Genomic DNA, 19,616 nt, shown 5'->3' with positions numbered 1-19,616 from the left:
GCGCCGTGGGGCATCACCACTAGGGCCGCCGATCTGATCCGCTCGGCCTGCCGCCTCAGGCTCATGCCGGCCGGATCCACAACCTCCACCTCCTGTTCGGGCATGAGCTCCTGGAATCGCGCCAGGGCCTCCGCTTCTCCCCACACGGGTCGACGCCAGCCGCCTGGCCCGCGCCACCACCACAGCACCCGCCCATCCTGCGACGCCACCGGCTGGAGCGTGCGCTGCCACCAGGCCACGCTTGCCGCAGCCGGCACTGCAAAGCGACCGGCGAAATCCGGCACCAGCAGCTCCTCGGCCTGGATGTGGCGGTGGAGGTGGGCATCGATCAGCTGCTCCGGCCGCAGGCCCAGCAGGTCCACCAGGCATTCCCGCACCACCGGTCCGCTGCCGCCGTTGTGCCACACCGTCAGGTCGTGCAGCGATCCCCTGTCTGCCAGTTGCTCCAGGGCCCGCCCCAGCCGGGGCACCGCATCCACCAGCCAGTGGTAGTGATTCTCGGCGGAGAGATCCGCCACCGCCAGCACCCTGCCCCGCAGCTGCAACGGTGGGTCCACCGGCCATGGCTCCAGGCTCTGCGGCGGTTCCGGGCAGGTTGGCCAGGGTTGGGGGTAGCGCCGGCACAACGCAGCCATCCGTTCACCGCTGCCGTTGGCGACCCCCAGCCCATGGGTGAGCTGCCAGGGATTGGCGGGGCTGCGGATCCAGCAGCGTCCGCCGCTGAGGCGATGCACGCCAAAGGCTGGATCGGCCTGCCTCTGGCTCGGTGGATACCAGCGCTGGCTGGTGGGTCCGAGTGGTTCCTGGCGCCAGTCCTGCAGCAGGCGTTCAGCACAGGCCGAACAGTGCGGCCCCAGGCAGCGATCCGGTGGCCCCTGTTCGCGCTCCCAGAACGCCGCTGCGGGCATGGCCGGTGGCGGTGGTTTCTGGGCGTTCGGCCCGGCTGGCGCCGCCAGCTCAGCCGCCGCCGCCAGCTGCTCCAGGGCCCGCGCACCGAGCGGATGGTCGTGTCGCTCCAGCCGGGCCAGGGCCCGCAGGGCCTGCGGCTGCGGTGCGATCGCCAGGCTTTCCTCCAGAATCCGCTGACTGGCGCGGCGGTCCTCCGGCCACACCACCGCCAGCCATTGCCGTAGCAGCCCAGCCAGGTCCTGCGCCAGTTCTGAGTCGCTCGATTCCGGCTCGCCGATCAGCCTGGCGCTCCAGCTCAGCACCTGGGCGCGGAGGTCCCGCAGGGGATCCTCCCCGCTCAGCTGGGTCCGCAGCCGAGGGGGCCACCAGGGGCTGCCGTCCGCCGGTTCGCCCAGCTCCTTCAGCAGATCGGCTCGCAGGCGCCTCACCAGCCGCTCCCCCGGTTCCGGTCGGAGCCACCGCAGCAGCAGCTTGCTCTCGAGGCGCCGCCACACCGGGTCGTGCAGCAGCAGCTCCGGTGTGAAGGTCACGCCCTCCCGCCGGCTGCTCCGCCCTGCGTTCTCCGCCAGGTGCAGCCACGTCCGTGCCGGAGACAGGGGGCTCATCCCCAGGCTGGTGCTCCAGAGTTCCTGGGCCAGGGGGCGATCTCCCCCTGTCCAGGCTTTCCATCCCGCCCAGGCGCGGGTGGTGTAGCGCTGCTCCCGCGCCAGAGCCTGGGCCGCCGGCGTGGTCGGCAGCCTGCGCAACTGGCGGTCCACCACCCACAGCAGGCTGTGGGCCTGGCTCTGCACGTGCCGGCTGGCGCTGCCGGCATGCACCCGATAGCCACAGCCGATCCGGCGCAGCCAGGTGCCCCGCTGACCCGCCAGGGCCAGGCGCAGCAGCAGATCCACATCCTCGGCATGGGCCAGGGCTGGATCGAACCCTCCCACGGCTTCGAGGGCCTGCCGTCTCAGCATCCACGCACTGGGCAACACCGCCTTGTGGCGGAAGGCCTCGGCCGGGCTGAAACCCGCCCCCTCCAGCCAGGGCCGCACCTCCACCAGCGGCCGGCCCGCGGCATCCAGCCGCACCCAGCCGCACAGGCAATGGCTCCACTGCTGCTCGGCCATCAGGAGGGCCCGCTGGTCGGCCAGCCGCCCCGGCAGCATCAGGTCGTCGGCATCGAGAAAGGCCACCAGGGGAGCCTGGCTGGCATGCCAACCCTGGTTTCGCGCCCGGGAGACCCCCACACCGTCCAAGCGCAGCAGCCTCAAGGGCCAGGGGTGGTGGCTCCAGAGCCGTTGCACCAGAGCGGCGGACGCGTCGCTCGAGCCATCATCCACCGCGATCAGTTCAGCCTCCACCCCGCTCTGGCTCTGCAGCGAAGCGAGAGTCTGGGGTAACCAGGCGCTGGCATTCCGGAAGGGAATCACCACGGAGACCTCTGGCCTTGTGCCCATGGCGATGGTGTCCGTTGTGGGCGATTATCGATCAATCTGGCGCCTGCCTCTGCGATGACCACCCCTGCACAGCAGCCCGGCCGCCTGCGAAGGGCCCTGGGGCGGTTGTGGCCACGCCCCCAGGCAGAAGCTCCGGCGCTCGCTCAGTCACCCCTGTTCGAGGGCGCGGCAGGCAACCGCTCCCCAGCCGTGCCGGTGAGCGTGCCCCTGCCGGCCCATGCACCAGAGCACCTGGTGGCGCAGGCTTCCCGCTACTTCGACTACGCCGAGGATCTGAGCCTGCGCGGTGCCCCTGAACTGGCGGCCCCCTTTTACAGGCAGGCCTATGTGCTGTTGCGTGCTTCTGCGCAGAGCGGGCCCTACAGCTCGGACGGCCCGGCCGTCGCGCCCAGGCCTGTGCAGACGATCGCTGCCCAGCCGCAGCCGGCCAACCCGGCCCAGCAGGCTCCTGCGGTGCCCTGGCGTCAACGCCTTGAGGCGCTGCGCCGGCAGCTCAACGCCCAGACGGCTGCCGCCGTGACGCGTGAATTGGATCAGCTCCAGGCCCAGGGCGTGAGTGATCCGGATCTTCACAAGCTCAAGGGTCTGGCGGCCCTGCTGCAACGCGATGACGGCAAGGCCGAGGAGGGGTTCCGCGCCGCTTTGGAGCTGGATTCCAGTCACTACAGCAGCCTGGTGAATCTGGCTGGGATCTTCGTACGCAGCGGCAGGGCGGAGCAGGCGGTTCCACTGCTGCGGAGGTCTTTCGGGCAGATTGCCGCCGATGATCCAGAGGCTGTGCCGGCCCTGAATAATCTTGCTCTGGCCCATCAACAGTTGGGCCAGGCGATGGAGGCGGCCCAGCTGGTGCATCGCATTCATCGGCTCAAGCCCGGTTATCTGCGGCCAGCCCGATTGACGGAGGCTGCCGGCACGTTGGAGCAGATGGGTCAGGACCGTGAGGCGATTGAGCTCCTCACCTGGCTGCAGCAGCAGCAGCAGGCGAGCCCTGCCCTGCTCAGAACCCTGGCGCAGCTGCATGAGCGGCGTGGTGAGTTTGAACAGGCTTCGCTGATCTATCGCCAGGCTCTTGCCGATCCAGGCGAAGTGCCAACGGTTGCCAAGACTCCGTTCAAGCCTGACGATCCGCAACAGGGCGATGCACGAAGGGGTGAATCGCTCAAGCCGGAACTTCGAAATCCTCGGCCAAGCGATCAATCTGGCGTTTGAATTGCTCCAACTGGAGCAGGGCATGGTCGCTTTCCGATAAGCCCTTCAACGCCGGAATCCCGTTGATTCGATCTCCCCAGATGGTCTTCGCGATTTCCAGGCGCTCTCCTTCATCCACACTGGTATGCGTCGCCTGGATCTGCTGGATCAGCTCAGACTCGTTGGCGGTGCAACAGTCTATGGCCCTGATCAACCCGTAACGGGCATGATCCCAGTGGTGAAGATGCCGATGGTTTTGTGCCAGCTCATACCATCCCCAGGCAAAGCTGGGGGCCAGATCACAGCATCGTTGATGGGCTTCGATGGCCTTGCTGTGCTGATCGAGCAGTGTATAACACTTTCCAAGTAAATGATAAGCATATGGAAAGCCAGGCTCGATCTGAATCGCCTGCCTGGCCAAGGCCTCGGCTTCTTTGGTTTCACCACAATGGAAGCAGGCCTGCGCCAACTTGTAATCAATAAACCCAATGATCCTGCTGGCTGGATTCGCATCAACCCGGAAGGAAAGAAAGGCCTGCTTCATCAGGGTCCAATCCGCTCTTGCCTCCAGTTCTTCTGCGACGTGATGCAACTGAGTTGATGTCAAGGGGCGTTGACGAATCAATTCGGCCAAGGCGATGATATTCATCGAGAACTCCGTTGGCTCTTGACTGCGTCTGAAGTCATAGAAAAAGCCTTTATCCTATAGAGTAAATCGACGGCACGATGACATTGTCTGCGGTATTCGGAGTTGATCTGCAGAAGCTGATCCCGTTCAATGCGAAACCGTTCGGATTCCAGCTCAAAGCTCCGGCAGCGCAACGCGGCCAGTTCTGCGCTGTCGATGGCACGGTCACAATCCAAGCGTATGTCTGCAAGTTGTTCAAGCAACCCGTGTGATTGTTGTTCTTTGCGGGCAATCACATCCTGCAATTGCTTGACTTCTTCTATTTTATTCTCCACTTCTTTTGCCTTTTGATCTAGAAGTGACTGGACCCTCTCGAGATCCGCAGTCCGAGTGGTCAGCTGTCCTAGTGTGGTGGCAAGTTGTGCCTGAAGATCTTGTAACTGACTTTCTTCGTGTTTGATACGAGCCTCAAGATCTCTGAAGCCAGCATAAAGTTCTTCTTGCTTGCTGATTTTTTCCACGGCTTGGGCCAGTTGTCCCTGTGCCCTGGCAAGACGCTCTTCCAGAATCTCCGAGCTTTCCCGTTTTCTCCAAGGATTCGAGGAGCGGATTCCCCAGAAATAGGTATCTCCGGGTGAGGCATTAACTTCAAAGCCATAATCAGAAAAGTATTGATTGAGCTGAATGGCGTCAAGTAGATGATGCGGAGTTAAATTCTTGTAGTAATGATTGGTGAAGGGTGAGGATGCTGAGTCTGAGTCAATCGTTCCATGCGCTGGCCTGCCAAAACCGGCAAAGGTTAACAACACAAGTCCACCAGATGATGTGATCCGAATGATCGTTGCAAAAATCTCTTGCCAGCCTGAAGCATGCTCCAAGCATTCGGTCGAGATGACGATTGTTGCCCACTCTGAGGGCAGTTCCAGCAATTCCCCCGGAACAACCAGATCCACCGCTTGACCAGCTCCGATATCAATACCTAGGTACGACTGGCAGCCCTGAAAGCAATCCCTTACTGTGCCGTTGATATCTTGTGATCCTATTTCTACAATCTTGGCATTTTCGATCAGCCCTTGAAATCGTTCACAGGCGCTCAGAATAAAGCGATGCTGTTTTTCATGCGCCATGGCTTGATTGTAGTTGACGAACTTGGCTTGTTGCGAGAGGCATTGAGGATCGGGTAAATGCGATTCTCGTTAGGTTCATGATGATTAGCCAAAGCCCTCCTCATCTCGATAGGAATGAACCACGTCAAAACCCCACTTGGCACAGAATAATGTCCTGTTCTTGGCAATAAGCTCAGATCGCTTGAGATCATCTTTCCCAAAAGACTTCGAGAGTTCATGATGGATGAATACATCATCGCAGATCACGAGGCGATAGCCAGCTTTGCGAGCTCGTACACAGTAGTCATCATCTTCATAGTAGCCAAGGCCAAAGTCTTCATCCAGCAATCCAATATCACGAACGACAGCACGCTTCAACATGACGCAGAAAAACGCTAATGCATCCACTTCTAGCGTCTTTCTGTGCCGAGCGGTTGTGAACTCCTGGCTACGCCACTGCATTTCTTTCATGGTGCCATAGGCAATCTTGATCTTCTGCTCGTTGCCAATGGCATTGGTCACGGGGCCACACAGGCCAATCGATTGGTCAGCGCGAAGGGCTCGCAAAAGCTTGAATAGCCAGTGTGGCGTTACTTGGGTGTCATTATTGAGAATCACGAGATAGTCTGATCGTGCCTGCCCCATGCCACGGTTGCAAGCATGTGCAAAGCCGGAATTTTCTTCGAGTGTGATGACGCTAATGTGAGAATTCTGCTCCTGCAACCTGTTCAAGTAGTGATGCGTTCCATCTTTAGATGCGTCATCGACGATAATCAGCTTGTAGTTCGGGTAGTGTGTATGAGCTTGCAGGCTCTCGATGCATAGCTGTGTGGAATGAATGTTGTTGTGACATGGAATAATGATGGATACTTCGGGGAAAATGCTGTTAAGTGCCTGGTCGTAAAGTTCTTTGCGGTTATTCCAGGTATTCTCTGCGGCAAAATGTCGCCTAGCCGCAACAACCTCATGGGAGCTGTCCTCCTTTGTTGCGTTGATGATTGCTGCCGAGAACTCATCCGCAGTTGCCGCCAGGCGTACCAAAGACTCATCCAGATTCAACGCCTCGATTTCCGGTAGCCTCGTGGAAACAACAGGCTTGCCAGCGGCTAGATATTCATAGATCTTGACAGGATTTGTGGCTTTAATCAAGTCTATCAGCTTGAAGGGAATTATACAAACGTCCGCCAGGAGTAACAGAGCTGTGAGTTTATTGTACGGAATCTCGCCAAGGAAATGGACGTTATCTGGAATTTCTACGGCATCGAGATCGCATCCTTCGGTTGAACCCGCCAGGAGAAATGTATGGTGATTAAGCTGGTTCGCTACATCGGCGACAAGTTTCAAGTCGAACCAGCCAGAAATCGCCCCGTAGTAGCAGACAATGGGAGACGTTGCAGACTGATAGCGTTCAAACAGACTATCAGGCATGGCGGCAGCGGAAAAATAAGCATACTCGCAGCCGTTCCTGATAAGATAGTGATTATTATGTGTGAACTGATTATGCAGAAACTCAGATGTGGTGACAAGCGCATCGCACTGGCTGGCCAGCAGCTTTTCTTCTTCGATCACTTCAAGAGATGTCTCAGGAAAGCCAGCGATATGATCCATGCAGTCGTAGATGATTGGCAGCTCCTGCAGCCCAGTGCGACAGATCTTGTGCCATGACGGATGCATGATGATTGCAATGGCACTTTCTAGCTTGTAGATCTCAATCAGACTCCTCAGTTGCGCCGAGATCCACAGTGCCATGGCATCACTGGGGTGGTTGTAGATGTTATTGAGATCTTGCTCGTTTCCGCTGCCGGAGAAGTGGGGTGGCTTTTTTAGTGTGACTTCAAGGATGTTTTTTCGAACTCTTTTCAGGGAGGGCAGCAATGCCTTGGAATCGCTACCGCTGCTGTGAGTGGCGATGAAGTTTGCATTCACATAATGGATCTGGTAGCCATCCTCTGCCAGTGATGCACTGATCTGTTGCGGTCTTTGGTATCGGTACCCCCAGTCAATAATGGAGAAGACAATCAGCTTGCCTGGCTCTTCGGCCTTTTGCCTTGGAGTTTCCCTTGGCTGATGCTTCTGATCGTCGGGGAGTTCATTGTCGATATCTAAGGGCAATCCCAGTGCTGCTGCGATGCGTTTGACCTTGATTTCCAGTGCAAGAGTGCGCTGTAAGGCCAAGTTGGCCTGATTGAGAGATGCCAGCACATCAAGGCTGCGGCTGGAAAGGTTGCCGCTGCTTGGTGCAGCGGTGCTGGTGGAAGCCTTGACCAGGGTGACGCCGCCAGCCACGGCTTCAATCTCAGCCAAAGACGATGGGAAACTGTTCAGTTCAATCCTGAATGCATAGTCGCTATCCTGCTGACCCAGGATACCGAGATCTTCTCTGGGCTGATTGGCGAGGCCTTCACCAAGCGTGGCCCCCGTTTGTTTGTCTACAATTGTAATTTTCAGCTTCCTGGACGGATCGGAATCATCCAGTGCCCATCCAAACGCCAAGCGACCGACGACCCCGTCGAGGTGGCCGCGTACGTCGTTCACATTTTCCCCCACCGCTGGGCCCGCTTCAGGAATCTGCTGGCCATCCTAGTGCTTGACCAACAGACCATTGTCTCCTGTTGATTGGCTGTGATTCTCTCCTTCTGTTCTGCCTGTATCGTCTGTGCTTCATTGTTGGTCGTTTCATCGCCATCAACCCTCTGGTTCTTGCATACTTGAACCGGAGTTCTCGTTGGCAGCCTGACTATCGTGTCCAGAAAGCGGCGACAGGGGCGCAAGAATCCTTTCCATGATTTCTCCAAGCCATCGAAGCCACTCGAAGAGATGGCCATGGTCAGTTCAGGCAAGCCGGATCCCAGTTTGAGCTCCTACCCGTTTGTCAGTCTCTGCACGGTGACTTACAATCGGGCTGCATTTCTGCCGCTGCTGGAGAAAAGAATTCTCGATCAAACCTATCCCCGTGAACGCATGGAGTGGGTTCTGATCGATGATTCCCCAGCTGGTGTTCCTGATTTCGTGCCCAGCGAGGCAAGCGGTCTTAAGGTTGTCTATCGCCGGCTTGATGAGAAGCTACCACTGGGACAGAAGCGGAATCTCAGTCATACCTTCTGTGAGGGCGAGATCATCGTCTATCTCGACGATGATGATTATTATCCCCCGACTCGTGTCGAACACGCTGTTCGCCGGCTTCTGGACACTGGTTGTTTGGTCGCCGGGTCAACACTGCTGCCGATTCTTTTCCTGCCCGAAAAAGAGTTGTGGCTGGCAGGGCCCTATGGGCAACATCATGCCACGGCTGGAACATTTGCATTCCGTAGGGAGCTGTTGAAGCAAACTGCTTATTCCAATGATGCTTCTCGAGCTGAGGAGCGATTCTTCCTGAAGAATTACTCATTTCCTCTGGCGCAGCTGGATCCTAAACAGACAATCCTCTGCATTGGGCATGATCGCAACACATTTGAGAAGCGCCTGCTGATTCAGAACAAGGGCAATCCCCGCTTTCGCCAGCTGAATCAAGCAGAGGGACCGACGGCTGAGTTGCTTGAGGAAGTCGCGAGCCAGTATGTGACTGTCATGCTGAGTTCTTCCGCTCCAGTGGGGCTCACGATGCAGTCTCCTGTTGAACGTGGGGATTCTGGTGCGATTGTCCAGGCGCTTCCGTCTATTCCGATATTAGGACATGAGAATGGCTTATGCTTTGACAGCAATCTTGTCCATTTCAAGATTGTCATCACTGCCCGCGTTCCTGCGGTGTCGATTGATGGCTGTATTCAGTCACTGCGTCAGCAGAAGCATCATAACTTCAGGGCCATCGTCATTGTTGATCCATCTACGGAGCTGACGCCTGAGCAGATCTCTATCGCGATCGATGGGGATGAGCGATTCAAGGTGTTCATGAGCCCTGTGTCGATGCATTCATCTCTTGAAGCCTTTCTGAAGGGAGTCGAGCTGCTTCAGCCTGGCTGCGATGATGTGATGATCGAGATCGATGGGGTTGACCGGCTACTCGGTGATGATGCTCTTCAGCTGATCAGTCATACGTATCAGCGTCATCAGTGCCTGTTGACTTATGGCAGCTATGTTCGGGCAAGTGACCATCAGGTTGTTGGCAGCGCCTGCCTGGCACGTACCACCTTGGCCCATTCATTTCGCCAGGTTGGTTGGTGTGCGGCCCCGTTGCGCAGTTTCAAGGCCGGCTTGCTGCCGTTCATCGTTCCCTCTGATCTGGGGGATGAGGCTGGGGCGATTGACAAGCAAGCCGATGCATCAGCTTTGTTCCTTCTCTTTCTCGAGTTAGCAGCCGGGCGCATGATCTGGATTCCAGATCCACTGCTCTGGCTCAACGATCTTGGTCCTCTGGAGGGGCGCTTGTCTTCAGAGATCACCGCATCGGTTTCGTTCAGCCGCCTGCGATCGATCCCGCCGTTTGCCCCTGCTCCCTTTCTGTCCTTGGCGACTCCGCCCAGGAGTGGCGTGGCGACTGGCCCTGACCATCAATCTCTCCTGGGCCAAGCCTGGCTTGGCGATGGCAGGGGTGTTCAGGTTTCCGTGATTGTGCCCACCAGGAACAGACCCGCTCACCTGACCACTGTGATTCGGCATTTTCAGGCCCAGACCTGGCCCAATAAGCAGATGCTGATTCTTGATGACAGTGCCACTGCCTGTGCGGAGGCGATCGCTCTGTCACAGGCTGATGCGCGGGTGACCTACTTACATCGACAGAGTCCCCAATCTCTTGGTGAGAAGCTGCGCCAGCTTTGCGACCTTGCATCGGGTGACATTATTGCGCGCTTCGATGACGATGACTATTACGCGCCTGATTACCTGGCTTTTATGGTCGGAGATCTGTTGCAGCATGGCTGTGACTTTGTCTCGTTAAGGAGCTGGTGCTGTTGGCATGCACGTAGTGGTGTGTATGGCTTTTGTAACTCGTCATTGTCTGGCCTGCGCTATTCTCATCTCACGGCAGATGGGATCACTGTCTTGGCGAGAAACTTGACTCGTGAAGAGCTGGACTCGAATGCCTACGGTCATGGTTTCAGTCATGTGTTCTCTCGATCTGCTTTGCTGAAGCTGAGTGGGCTCGATCACTCTCTCCCTGTCGATTCTTCCTTGCTTCGACGATTTGTTGATGTTGGGTGCAAGATCATGTTCTTGGATGATCTTGTCGGGCGTGTCGTGCATGGGGTTCACCCGCACAGCACGTCATCCTGCTTTGCTCAGCATCTCCTCACGCATGACGTGCTTGCTTCATCGACCACACTGCGCCCCTTGCCTCCCACTGCTTTTCCGCCTGCGGGGTCCATCTGAGTGGCCCCTTGGTTGATTCGGAGCTCGGTGGCCTCAGAGCCTGGTCTGGCCAAAGACCTTGCTCCACCTACACTTGAATGGAGTTCAGGAGCGGAGTGCAGGAACGATCCCCTTCCATCTCAGCACTGCAACAGGACCTCGCTCGGATTGATCGGGCCATTGACGAGCAGCAGCAGCGTTGGCTTCAGCGTCAGCGGGATGCCGAGGCCGTCTTTGCGATCGTGGAGGCGCGGCTGAATTCCCTGTCTGCGTCTTTGCCAACTGGACAGGCTCCTAAGCCTGTCCAATCCTCCTGGCCAGAGCAGGCCAGGCAGGAGCCTGCCCCCTTGGCCCTGCCGGAAGGCCTGGATGAGCCGGAGGCCGAGCTGGTGAATTGGCTGGAGCGGCAGGGCACGTCGTCCGCCCACGAGAATCTTCCTGCTGTGTTGGCCCAGTATCCTGCGTTGCGGGATGCTGTGCGCGTGCGTCTTCGCGCCAGGTTGGCCTCAGAAGTTGTGATTGATGCACAGGACTGGTCGCCCATGGCGGCTGAGCTGTGGCAGGGATTGCCGGGTCAGCCACCCCGGGATCCGAACAGCGGCTGGATCGAGGCAGTGCCTCTGGCCCTCCGCTCGATGTTGGAGGAGCGTTGGCTCCATTTGCGTCTGCAACGCTGGTGCGACCTCCATTACGGCGACAGAATCCTGGCCTACTTTCAGGAGAGCAGCGCTGCCCTTGAGAAGGTGGTGTTCAGCATGATTCGAGTGGAGAGCCACGGCACTGCCCTTGAGCTGTACCTGCGCCTGCTGGATGAGGGTGCCTCCTTTCATGACCTGGCTCGGCAGTTCGCAACGGGTGACGAGCGACTCAGCCTGGGAGTGATTGGTCCACGTCGCCTGGCTGGACTGCATCCGGATCTCCAGGCTGCCCTGAGTCGGCTGGCACTCGGTGAGCTGCACGAACCGTTGCGCATCGATGACTGGTTCGTGTTGCTTCGCTTGGAATCCCGCATTCCAGCCCAGTTTGATCAGGACACCCGCCAGCAGTTGCTTCAGGAGATGCTGGATCACGACCTTGACGCGGTGCTGACTGGCCGTCAGCCTCCCTTCGCAGCTCACTTGAAGGCTGTGCAGCCTCAGCGTCTGTTCCCTGAGTCGTGATGACCCGTTCCTCTTCCTCTGCGAGTTCTGACACGTCCGGTTTGCCAGAGGATGCCAGTCCCCTGGAGTTGAAGCAGTTTCTGGTGGGACTCAGGCAGCAGTTCAGGGAACAGGCACGTCAGGATGCTGAGGAACGCCGGCAGCTGGAGGACGGCCTGCAGGCTGCGCAGCGGCAGTTCCAGGAGCTGCAGGACCAGCAGAGCGTGTTGCTCAGTCGCCTCCAGGCGCAGACCCATCGCGTGGGGGAGCTGGAGCAGGCGCTTGCCTCCGCTGAACAGGCGCTTGCCTCGGCGGAGCAGGCGCGCGTTTCGGCTGAGCAGGCGCGTGAGGTTGCAGAGGTGGCTTCGCGGCCTCAGCGGCCTGCCGCTCCAGAACGTCCCCGCGAGCTGGTCACGCCTCCCCGGAGACGGCATCGCACGGGCTGGCCGGTGGATGCCGCATGGGCCAAGGTGTTCATGGGAGCCGTTCTGATCGGCTTCATTGTCGGTCTTGGTGGTCCGTGGATCCAGCGGCGCCTGCAGCAGCAGCAGGCTCTTTCAGGCAGTGCGCCCATCACCAACCAGGAGCAACTGTATCTGCAGGCGATGGAGCCCAGCTGGTTGGAAGTCCGCCGGCTTGATGGAACGATGCTCTTCGCCGGTGAGTTGGAGGGTGAGAAGCAATTCCCCCTTGGCGAGGGTTTGGAGGTCAGTGCGGGACGGCCAGACCTGGTGACAGTGCGTGTGGACAATCAGCCCCCGCGGGTTCTCGGCCGCATTGAAGAGGTCGACTGGCATCGCTTCCAACCCGGTTCCTTAGGAGCAGAGCAGCCTTAGGAGTAGAGCAGCCTTAGGGGGTCGTGCAGCCTGAGTCATCCTGCTGGTCTGTGTTTCAGTTCTTGCCATGCAGGCGTGGCCATGGTGTCAGCGATCACGGCCTCTGCAGGATTCCCCGCTCTGTTCGGGCAGCAGAAAGATGTCGTTGCACCAGATTCCCAGAACTCGCAATGACAGTAAAATGCTAATGCTGCCCAATGACACGATCAGCACACCGAGGCTGCGGCGATGGTTCAGCGTCCATTGCAGCCAGTGGAGAGGCCACAGACCGGGTTGAAGGATTGGCCTGGGCTCTGATTCTTGTGGCGTGATTGATGGTTTGCTGCCTGGCAGGCGCTGTGGTTCGGTCTTGCCATGCAGGTGGTCCGGCTGTCGTGTTGGCATCACCAGCGATCCCTGCACAGCAACGGCAATGCTCACGTCGTCCCCTGTGCCTCGGCTACTCAGCCTGTCGAGGCGCTGGGACAGATCCGATCTCATCGGAGCCCCTGCAGAGGGTCGTTGCAGGCTGGTCACCAGCTCGGTGGCCCAGCTGAGGTAGTCCGTGGTGGCGCCACAGGACTTTCTCACCCCGTCGGTACTGATCATGACGGCGAAGGGTTCCGAATCCGGTTCCAGCCCTGTCATCTGGGTACGGGCTGCCATCGCCTGTGCGGCATCGGCCTGGCAAAGGCTGGCCGTGGATTCTCTCTCCGGATTGGGGGATCTCTCCTCACTCAGCAGCCTGGCGACACCATCGCTGGACACGCGTACCAGATCCCAGTCGCCCAGTCCGGTCACCGCCCACCATTGCGGTGTCAGCACCAGGACAGCGAGGGTGCATCCATAGGGAAGCCTCGAGAATGCTTGAGAGTCCATCGCCTCAGGTTCCAGCGGCTGTGACGTGAGCGGCTGTGTTGTCCCTGCTGGAGCCGGCATGGTCCTCTGCTGTTGTCTCCAGTGCTGCTGAATTGCTGAGGTCCAGTGGCGCTGGATGCGCCTTGGCAGTTCACGGGCCAGCTGTTGCCTGCAGTGCTCCAGATCAGTTCGCACTCCTTCTTGAAGCCTCAGGTCGCCCAGCCATTCGCTCACGGTCAGGGTGGCCACGCGGCAGGCCTGCTTGCTGCCCACGTCACTGAGAAAGTGGCGTGGGTGGCCGTGGCCATCCGCCATGGCCACCACCGTCACGGGAGCTCCATCGCGGCTCCTGCTCAGGACCTGGGCCACGTTGTCCTGGCAATGATGGCCGCGCTGGCGATGGGAGGCACCTGTTCGGCTGATACAGGCCAAGACCTGCCAGCCAGCCAGGGATTCGGAAATCACATCTTGATGCGTCATCGTTGACTTCCTTGCTGGGATGCCGATTGTTGCGCTTTTGATGCAGTTGGCCGCAAGGCACGGATGATCAGTCTGGCTAGTCCCAGGAAAGCCATGATGCCGAGAAGCAGCTGAATCAGTCGACTGCCGTTTGGCATTAGAATACCGATCGCTATTCCTCCGGAAAGGCCAATCACAAGATAGCGAATACGAAGGATTTCAGGACGTTTGGCAAGGGGGGCTCTCGGTGCTGGACCCCTGGCTTGTGTTGGCCACTTCTTGCTGTGGTGGAGTTCATCTTTGTAGGACAAGGTCTCTGGTCTTGCTGTGACTCGCTGCCATTGGTGCTCTTGTCTGGCGGCTTGTTGCGCGTCATAGGCAGCCCTTTGTTCTGTATTCATCAGCTGGGTATAGGCATTGGCAACCTCTCTGAAACGCTTGACTGATTCGGGGCTGTTGCCGTTTCTGTCTGGATGTGAATTCAGAGCTGCTTGCCGATAGGCTCTCTTAATCTCGATGTCGTTGGCCTGTGTTGAAACCCCCAGGATTTCGTAGGGACAGTTCTGGCTTCTTTCGCAGTCGTTCACCAGAAGTTCGATGGTGTCGTCATCCTGGGGGCTGGCACAACGGACCTCAAAATGCAGCCTGCACTCAGGGCATTTCAGGGGGCGCGGCTCGGTGGCTACCACCACACGTAGTTGGCGGCCGCAGCCCGGGCAGGCCAGAAGCCGTGTTGATGCCCGATCCTCGTGATTCACGGCCTTCCGATGTGCTCCAGTGCCATGTCGCCATCGCACGCATGGGGCACTGCCGTGCCCATCAGAAGCCGATCGCACAGGGCGGCGCTCAAGTGGCTGACGGCGCATTCTTGCGGAACCGCGGCTCCACCATCATCTGCAGATCGGCAGTGGCGGGCTGGGGCCGACCGAAGAGATAGCCCTGAAAGTGACGACAGCCCAACTGCCGCAACAGATCCCATTGCTGCTCGGTTTCTACGCCTTCGGCGATCATTCGCAGCCCAAGGGTGTCACAGAGGGCGACGATCGTGCGCACGATTGCTGCATCCTGTGGGTCGAAGGAGAAACGTTCCACATAGCTGCGGTCGATTTTCACTTCCCTCACCGGTAAGTGGCGAAGATAGGTGATTGATGAGAAGCCGGTGCCGAAGTCGTCGAGGGAAAACTCCAGATTGTGCGACCGGAGTTGATGCATGCGCTTTGCCGCGAACTCAAGGTCGGTCAGCACAGTTGCCTCGGTGATCTCCAGGTTGAGCAGGCTTCCTGGGATGCCTGTCTGCCGCAGCAGGGCAATGAGATCGTCCGGGAAGTCTGGATGGAGAAACTCGGTCGGACTGATGTTGACGGCTACCCTGATATTGTTGCTGGGGACCAGTCCCCACCGGCTGATCTGATGGCAAACAGTTTCAAGGCTCCAGCGCCTCAAGGCGTGAATGACACCAGACTCCTCGGCGATCGGAATGAACTCTGAGGGCGAAATGAGGCTTGTGCCCTGATGATCCCAGCGCATCAGAGCTTCCATGCCGCATAGTCTCCCCAATGCATCAACCTGCGCCTGGTAGTTCACCCGTAGTTCGTCGTCAACAAACCCTTGGCGTAGCTTCGATTCAAGTCGACTACGGTTCACGATCCGTTGTTGCATGGCTGGTTCAAACATCTGAACCTGGTTTTGACCCAGTTTCTTGGCTTCAAATAGAGCCACTCCAGCCTGCTGCAACAGGGTCTCAACGCTGAGCTCAGGCTCCGTCATCAGGGCGATGCCGATGCTGACGCTGCTGTGCACCACCCCGATATCGATGTGGTGGCCTCGATTCAGGGACTTGAGGATCATCGCGGCGACCTTCTGGGCTTCGAGTCGTGCCTCTTCCGTCGTGGATGCGAGTCTTTCGAGTACCACGACAAATTCGTCTCCTCCCAGGCGGGCCACGGTGTTGTCATGAGGCACAAGAGCACGCAACTGGCGGCTCACAGCGCAGAGCAGCTGGTCCCCGGCAGCGTGGCCGTAGGTGTCATTGAGGGTCTTGAATCGATCCAGGTCGAGCTTCAGGACCCCGTGACATCGATTCAGGCGAGGATAGGCACTGGCGAGTTGCTGCAATCGGTCTACCAGCAGGCGCCGATTCGGTAGTTGGGTCAGCGTGTCGTAGAAGTCGAGCCGGTGCACGTGCGCCTCGTGACGCTTGCGTTCCGAGAGATCAAGGATGGATCCCGCGAAGTGGCCTGGTTTGCCTTCGCAATCACGCGTGATCTTCCCCCGGGCCAGCACGCTCAGATAGGAACCGTCTTCATGGCGCAGTCTCAACTCTGCCTCGATACTGTCGATCTCGCCCTCCAGGGCTCGTTTCAGCCGTTTCTCGAAGTCATTGCGATCGCCGGGATGGAGGCGGTGGATCCAGAATTCGGAGGTACCGGCAGCCTCCTGTCGGGGATAGCCAAGCATTTCCTGCCAGCGTGCCGATAAGAAGCAGGTGTCGTTGGTCACGTCCCAGTCCCACCAACCGTCATTGGTTCCTTGGAGGACCAGTTCCAGCCGCGTCTCCGAGGCATGCAGCGCCTCCACCTGCGCTTCGATCACCAGGCGGTCGCTTTCCTGATCAAGATGGGCACCGACTTTCTCGGCGATCAGATTCAGCACTTCAAGGGCATCGTCGCTGATGGGCTCGCAGTTGGCGCTGATCATCGCCGGATTCGCTGCCAGGACCACGGCATGGCAGTGACCGTCGCGGCTGAGGCATCGGCAGGCCATTGCCTCCCCCTGCTCGAGGCCCGGCAGGACCATGGAGGATGTCGTCATCCTTGACTGTGATCCCGCCAGCCGTCGTGCCTTGCGGGGACTGAGATGCCGAAGCTGGGCCTCGATCTGTGGGCCAAGTTCGCGCCACCTGTCCTGATCCGGGATGCAACCGCTGCAGGCGAATCTGATGCTCTCCGCCATCTTCTCTTGTGGCAGGATCCACACCGCGCCGATCCCTACATCCAGCACATCGGCCAAGGCCTCGGCCAGGATCGTGATGCTCGGCTGCTGGGGCCCCATGGACAGCAAGACGTCGGACAACCGGTTGAGCCGGGTGAGCTGTTCCACCTGCCTGTCGAGACGGGAACGTACCGATATCAGCTCCTGCTGTAGCCGTGAGTAGGCCGCAGCCAGATCCAGGGTCATGCGGGAGCGGGTTGATAGAGGGCCGCCAGGGCAGTGGTGTAGTTGTGATAGCTGTTGGCTTGCCCCAAACGGGCATATTCTCCAAATCCGTACATGCCGAACCAGGGAGGGACCTGCCCCTGTTGCAGGAAGGGCATCTGCAGGCGATGGATCAGCTCTTCCTTGATCACGCGCTGAAAGAGGCGGCGACCACGGGCCAGGCAATCGGCATGGAATACGGCCAGCAGGTGTCCGTCAGGTGCGGCAGTGGCCATGGCCGCCAGCATCCGGTCCACGTCGTTGAAGATGCGCTCCTCGTCCCGCACGGTGATCCACAGATCGGTGCCTGCGGCACAGTCAGTGGCGTAAAGAAGCCCCCCTTCCGGGGTGTGATGGGTCACCACGCGCAGAATATGGGGATTGCCGTAGTCCCGTGCCAGGTTTTCCGGCAGCAGTTCCGCCAGGGCGCCAATCGGAATCGTGTCAGCTTCGGTCGCGTCGGCAGGCAGGCCAAGGCGTTGCAGGTAGGCCTGCCAGGCTGGCTGACCGTCCAGTTCCAGGATGCGATTGCCCTCCGCCTTGGTGACCCGCAGAGGATTGCCGACTGCCACGAACCCGTGACTGGCCTGGGTGACCACGTGAAGATCGGGATCCCAGAACCCCACAGCGAGGGCCGCATGCTGAAACAGCTCACCATCGACGGCCTGCTGGCTGCTCACCCCCTGCATCTGATCCGAAGACGTGCCGCCGAAGATCACAACCTCCGGGCCGAGCACGGATTCAATTCCGGCGATCAGGCGGTCGTTGGCGATGTCAATGCCGGAGGCCAGCAGATACACCATCCGAACAGGGTGCGGTGCTGCCTGCTGAAGCTCTTGAGCCAGTTCGACTCCCTTGGAGAAGGATGTGGGGCCGAGCAGTCCATCCACGTGGGCGACTCCAAAGCCCTCTCCAGAGATCCCCATCACAGCGATGTCGTGCATCGATTCGCCCGGCCCATCGCGTCCAACAACCCCCGCACAGGATGCTGCCAGGATCCTCGCTTCAGGGCATTGCCGCGCCGCCACCCGACTGAGACTCTCAAGATTGTGCCCTACCACGCCCAGAATCAGGAGCACGGCACAATCCGGTCGATCGGTACCGTAGGCAAGTTCCAGTGCCTCGAGAACGGCCCGCTCGGGATTCACGGCACGAATGTTGCCGGAACGAAACTCGATCATGCGGCTGCCGGCTGGGGCAGAGAACAAGGATCTCAGACTAACGCGGGACCATTGGCAGCCCCACCTGCTGATCACTCCAGGAATCACACGTCCTTCGAGCCAGAGCCGCTGGTATCGACGAAGTGTCAGATTCAGTGATGACATGGGATCCCAACCCGACCCGGGAAGAAGGATCTCTAGAGAATTGCGAAAAGCCGGTGACTGGATTTGAACCTGCGACCTACTGATTACGAATCAGTTGCTCTACCGCTGAGCTACACCGGCAATACCCTCTGAAACTAGCATTCGCCCTAACGTTGTCCCGTTGTGGTGCGTCTCATGGGATCCAGGCAGGACGACTCCCCCTCGCGCGATCTCGATCCCGCCCTGCGCCAACGGTTGCTCACCGAGCTCAGCACTCCGTGGCGCGGGCTGCGACGGGCCTTGTGGTTTGCGCTGCTGGCTTCGGCCAGCCTCGGCCTGGCCACGATGGCTCTCAGGGGCGCCAGTGGTGAGGGGGTGGCCTCAGTCGATCTGTTGATCCAGATCGGGGCCTTCGCGATCTTTGCCACGCTTCTCTGGTTCGATCGCAACCAGGGGGGCTGAAGCGTCGCCCGGAGCGCTGACACCCTGTTCAGCTGTCTCAGGGAGAGACTCTTCTGGGACAGCCTTCTCAGGGACAGCCTGCTCAGAAACAGCTTTCTCGATGGCTTCACCACCAGGTGTTTCCATGGCCGCATCTTCTGTTGCAGCCCCCTCCTCTGGAGACCCTTCCTCTGAAGCTATTTCCGTGGCTGCTGCCGGTGCCGCTGCCACTGGAGCCGCCCCAGAGACGGGCCGGGAGATGGCCAGATCCGGGAGCAACAGCAGCGGCAGGCCGAGGCACAGGCGCCTGTCCTCAAGCTCCACCTGACTGAAGGGTGCTGCGGCCTCGATCGCCGCTGGGCTGCGGCTGAGCAGCCAGAGGCTCTGAAGCACCTGCTGCCATTGCCACAGCATCAATGCCAGCACCGGCATCGTCAGCAGCAGAGCCTGCAGCCGCTGATCAGCATCCAGCAACGCCAGTGGGCCAGCCACCAGGGCGGCGTGACCATCCAGCCACCAGAGCAGAGGCAGGGCCACAACGGCGCCAGCGATCAGGACCCCCCGCAGCAGCGGATGGTCCTGCAGGCGGCTGATCCGCCCCTGCAGATCCCGACGGGCCCGCAGTGGGGCTTGCGCGAGCAGGAGGGAAAAGGCGTCCGGAGGCCGGCGCCAGAGCAGCACCGCCGGCATCAGCACCCCGATGGCCCAGGTGAGCAGACGCTCCAAGGCCGGCCAAGGGCCTGGATCACTGCCCCCGAGCAGCAACAGCACCACGAGCGCTTCCAGGGGCAGGGCGGGAAGGCCGAGGAGCTGCAGCCACAGCAGCGGTTCGCTGCGGGGATTCACGAT

General features: G+C 59.5%; 13 protein-coding genes, 1 tRNA gene and 1 pseudogene. 5 read left to right on the top strand and 10 right to left on the bottom strand.

The genetic code is table 11. The features are described 5' to 3' along the window. Positions 1–14: 14 nt before the first annotated feature. Positions 15–2,351: pseudogene (locus H8F24_RS01345) on the bottom strand (glycosyltransferase); the annotation flags it as partial. Positions 2,352–2,405: 54 nt separating this feature from the next. On the opposite strand from H8F24_RS01345, the gene H8F24_RS01340 reads away from it, so the two are divergent. Continuing rightward, positions 2,406–3,560, top strand: coding sequence for a tetratricopeptide repeat protein (locus H8F24_RS01340; protein ID WP_197170636.1), 1,155 nt, complete (start codon positions 2,406–2,408; stop codon positions 3,558–3,560). Here the strand turns inward: H8F24_RS01340 and H8F24_RS01335 are convergent. The 3 genes from H8F24_RS01335 to H8F24_RS01325 form a co-directional block, all read right to left on the bottom strand. Then, positions 3,511–4,188, bottom strand: coding sequence for a tetratricopeptide repeat protein (locus H8F24_RS01335; protein ID WP_197156936.1), 678 nt, complete (start codon positions 4,186–4,188; stop codon positions 3,511–3,513). The two genes, H8F24_RS01340 and H8F24_RS01335, sit on opposite strands and share 50 nt — an antisense overlap. Then, a complete protein-coding gene (locus tag H8F24_RS01330) occupies positions 4,185–5,294 on the bottom strand; it encodes a hypothetical protein (RefSeq protein ID WP_197170635.1) in 1,110 nt (369 codons plus the stop codon). The genes H8F24_RS01335 and H8F24_RS01330 overlap by 4 nt, the downstream gene beginning before the upstream one ends. A gap of 84 nt (positions 5,295–5,378) precedes the next feature. Then, positions 5,379–7,808, bottom strand: coding sequence for a glycosyltransferase (locus tag H8F24_RS01325; RefSeq protein WP_231598012.1), 2,430 nt, complete (start codon positions 7,806–7,808; stop codon positions 5,379–5,381). Between the two features lie 207 nt (positions 7,809–8,015). On the opposite strand from H8F24_RS01325, the gene H8F24_RS01320 reads away from it, so the two are divergent. The 3 genes from H8F24_RS01320 (at position 8,016) to H8F24_RS01310 (ending at position 12,531) form a co-directional block, all read left to right on the top strand. After that, positions 8,016–10,577, top strand: coding sequence for a glycosyltransferase (locus H8F24_RS01320; RefSeq protein WP_197170633.1), 2,562 nt, complete (start codon positions 8,016–8,018; stop codon positions 10,575–10,577). A 95-nt stretch (positions 10,578–10,672) separates the two neighbouring features. After that, positions 10,673–11,716 (top strand): peptidylprolyl isomerase, encoded by a 1,044-nt coding sequence (locus H8F24_RS01315; protein ID WP_197170632.1) that lies wholly within the window; start codon positions 10,673–10,675, stop codon positions 11,714–11,716. Beyond that, entirely contained in the window at positions 11,716–12,531 is an 816-nt protein-coding gene (locus tag H8F24_RS01310) for a DUF4115 domain-containing protein (protein ID WP_197170631.1), read from the top strand. The genes H8F24_RS01315 and H8F24_RS01310 overlap by 1 nt, the downstream gene beginning before the upstream one ends. An 87-nt stretch (positions 12,532–12,618) precedes the next feature. Here the strand turns inward: H8F24_RS01310 and H8F24_RS01305 are convergent, their stop codons facing one another. The 5 genes from H8F24_RS01305 to H8F24_RS01285 form a co-directional block, all read right to left on the bottom strand. Then, entirely contained in the window at positions 12,619–13,848 is a 1,230-nt protein-coding gene (locus H8F24_RS01305) for a protein phosphatase 2C domain-containing protein (RefSeq protein WP_197170630.1), read from the bottom strand. Then, positions 13,845–14,585, bottom strand: a complete 741-nt coding sequence (locus H8F24_RS01300; protein WP_197170629.1) for a J domain-containing protein — start codon at positions 14,583–14,585, stop codon at positions 13,845–13,847. The genes H8F24_RS01305 and H8F24_RS01300 overlap by 4 nt, the downstream gene beginning before the upstream one ends. Before the next feature lie 88 nt (positions 14,586–14,673). After that, entirely contained in the window at positions 14,674–17,004 is a 2,331-nt protein-coding gene (locus H8F24_RS01295; protein ID WP_197170628.1) for a bifunctional diguanylate cyclase/phosphodiesterase, read from the bottom strand. After that, complete coding sequence (locus tag H8F24_RS01290) at positions 17,001–18,230, bottom strand: FIST signal transduction protein (protein WP_197170627.1); 1,230 nt, start codon at positions 18,228–18,230, stop codon at positions 17,001–17,003. Before H8F24_RS01290 ends, H8F24_RS01295 begins: the two co-directional genes overlap by 4 nt. 165 nt (positions 18,231–18,395) lie before the next feature. Then, a tRNA-Thr gene (locus tag H8F24_RS01285) sits at positions 18,396–18,467 on the bottom strand. A 54-nt stretch (positions 18,468–18,521) separates the two neighbouring features. Between H8F24_RS01285 and H8F24_RS01280 the strand changes: the two genes are divergently transcribed. Further along, a complete protein-coding gene (locus H8F24_RS01280) occupies positions 18,522–18,788 on the top strand; it encodes a DUF3493 domain-containing protein (protein WP_197171902.1) in 267 nt (88 codons plus the stop codon). Here H8F24_RS01280 and H8F24_RS01275 read toward each other — a convergent pair. Further along, positions 18,708–19,613, bottom strand: coding sequence for a low-complexity tail membrane protein (locus H8F24_RS01275; protein ID WP_197170626.1), 906 nt, complete (start codon positions 19,611–19,613; stop codon positions 18,708–18,710). The two genes, H8F24_RS01280 and H8F24_RS01275, sit on opposite strands and share 81 nt — an antisense overlap. Between the last annotated feature and the right edge of the window lie 3 nt (positions 19,614–19,616).

This window comes from Synechococcus sp. CBW1002, from assembly GCF_015840915.1.
Lineage (GTDB): Bacteria > Cyanobacteriota > Cyanobacteriia > PCC-6307 > Cyanobiaceae > CBW1002.
This window is presented reverse-complemented; position numbering and strand designations above follow the sequence as displayed.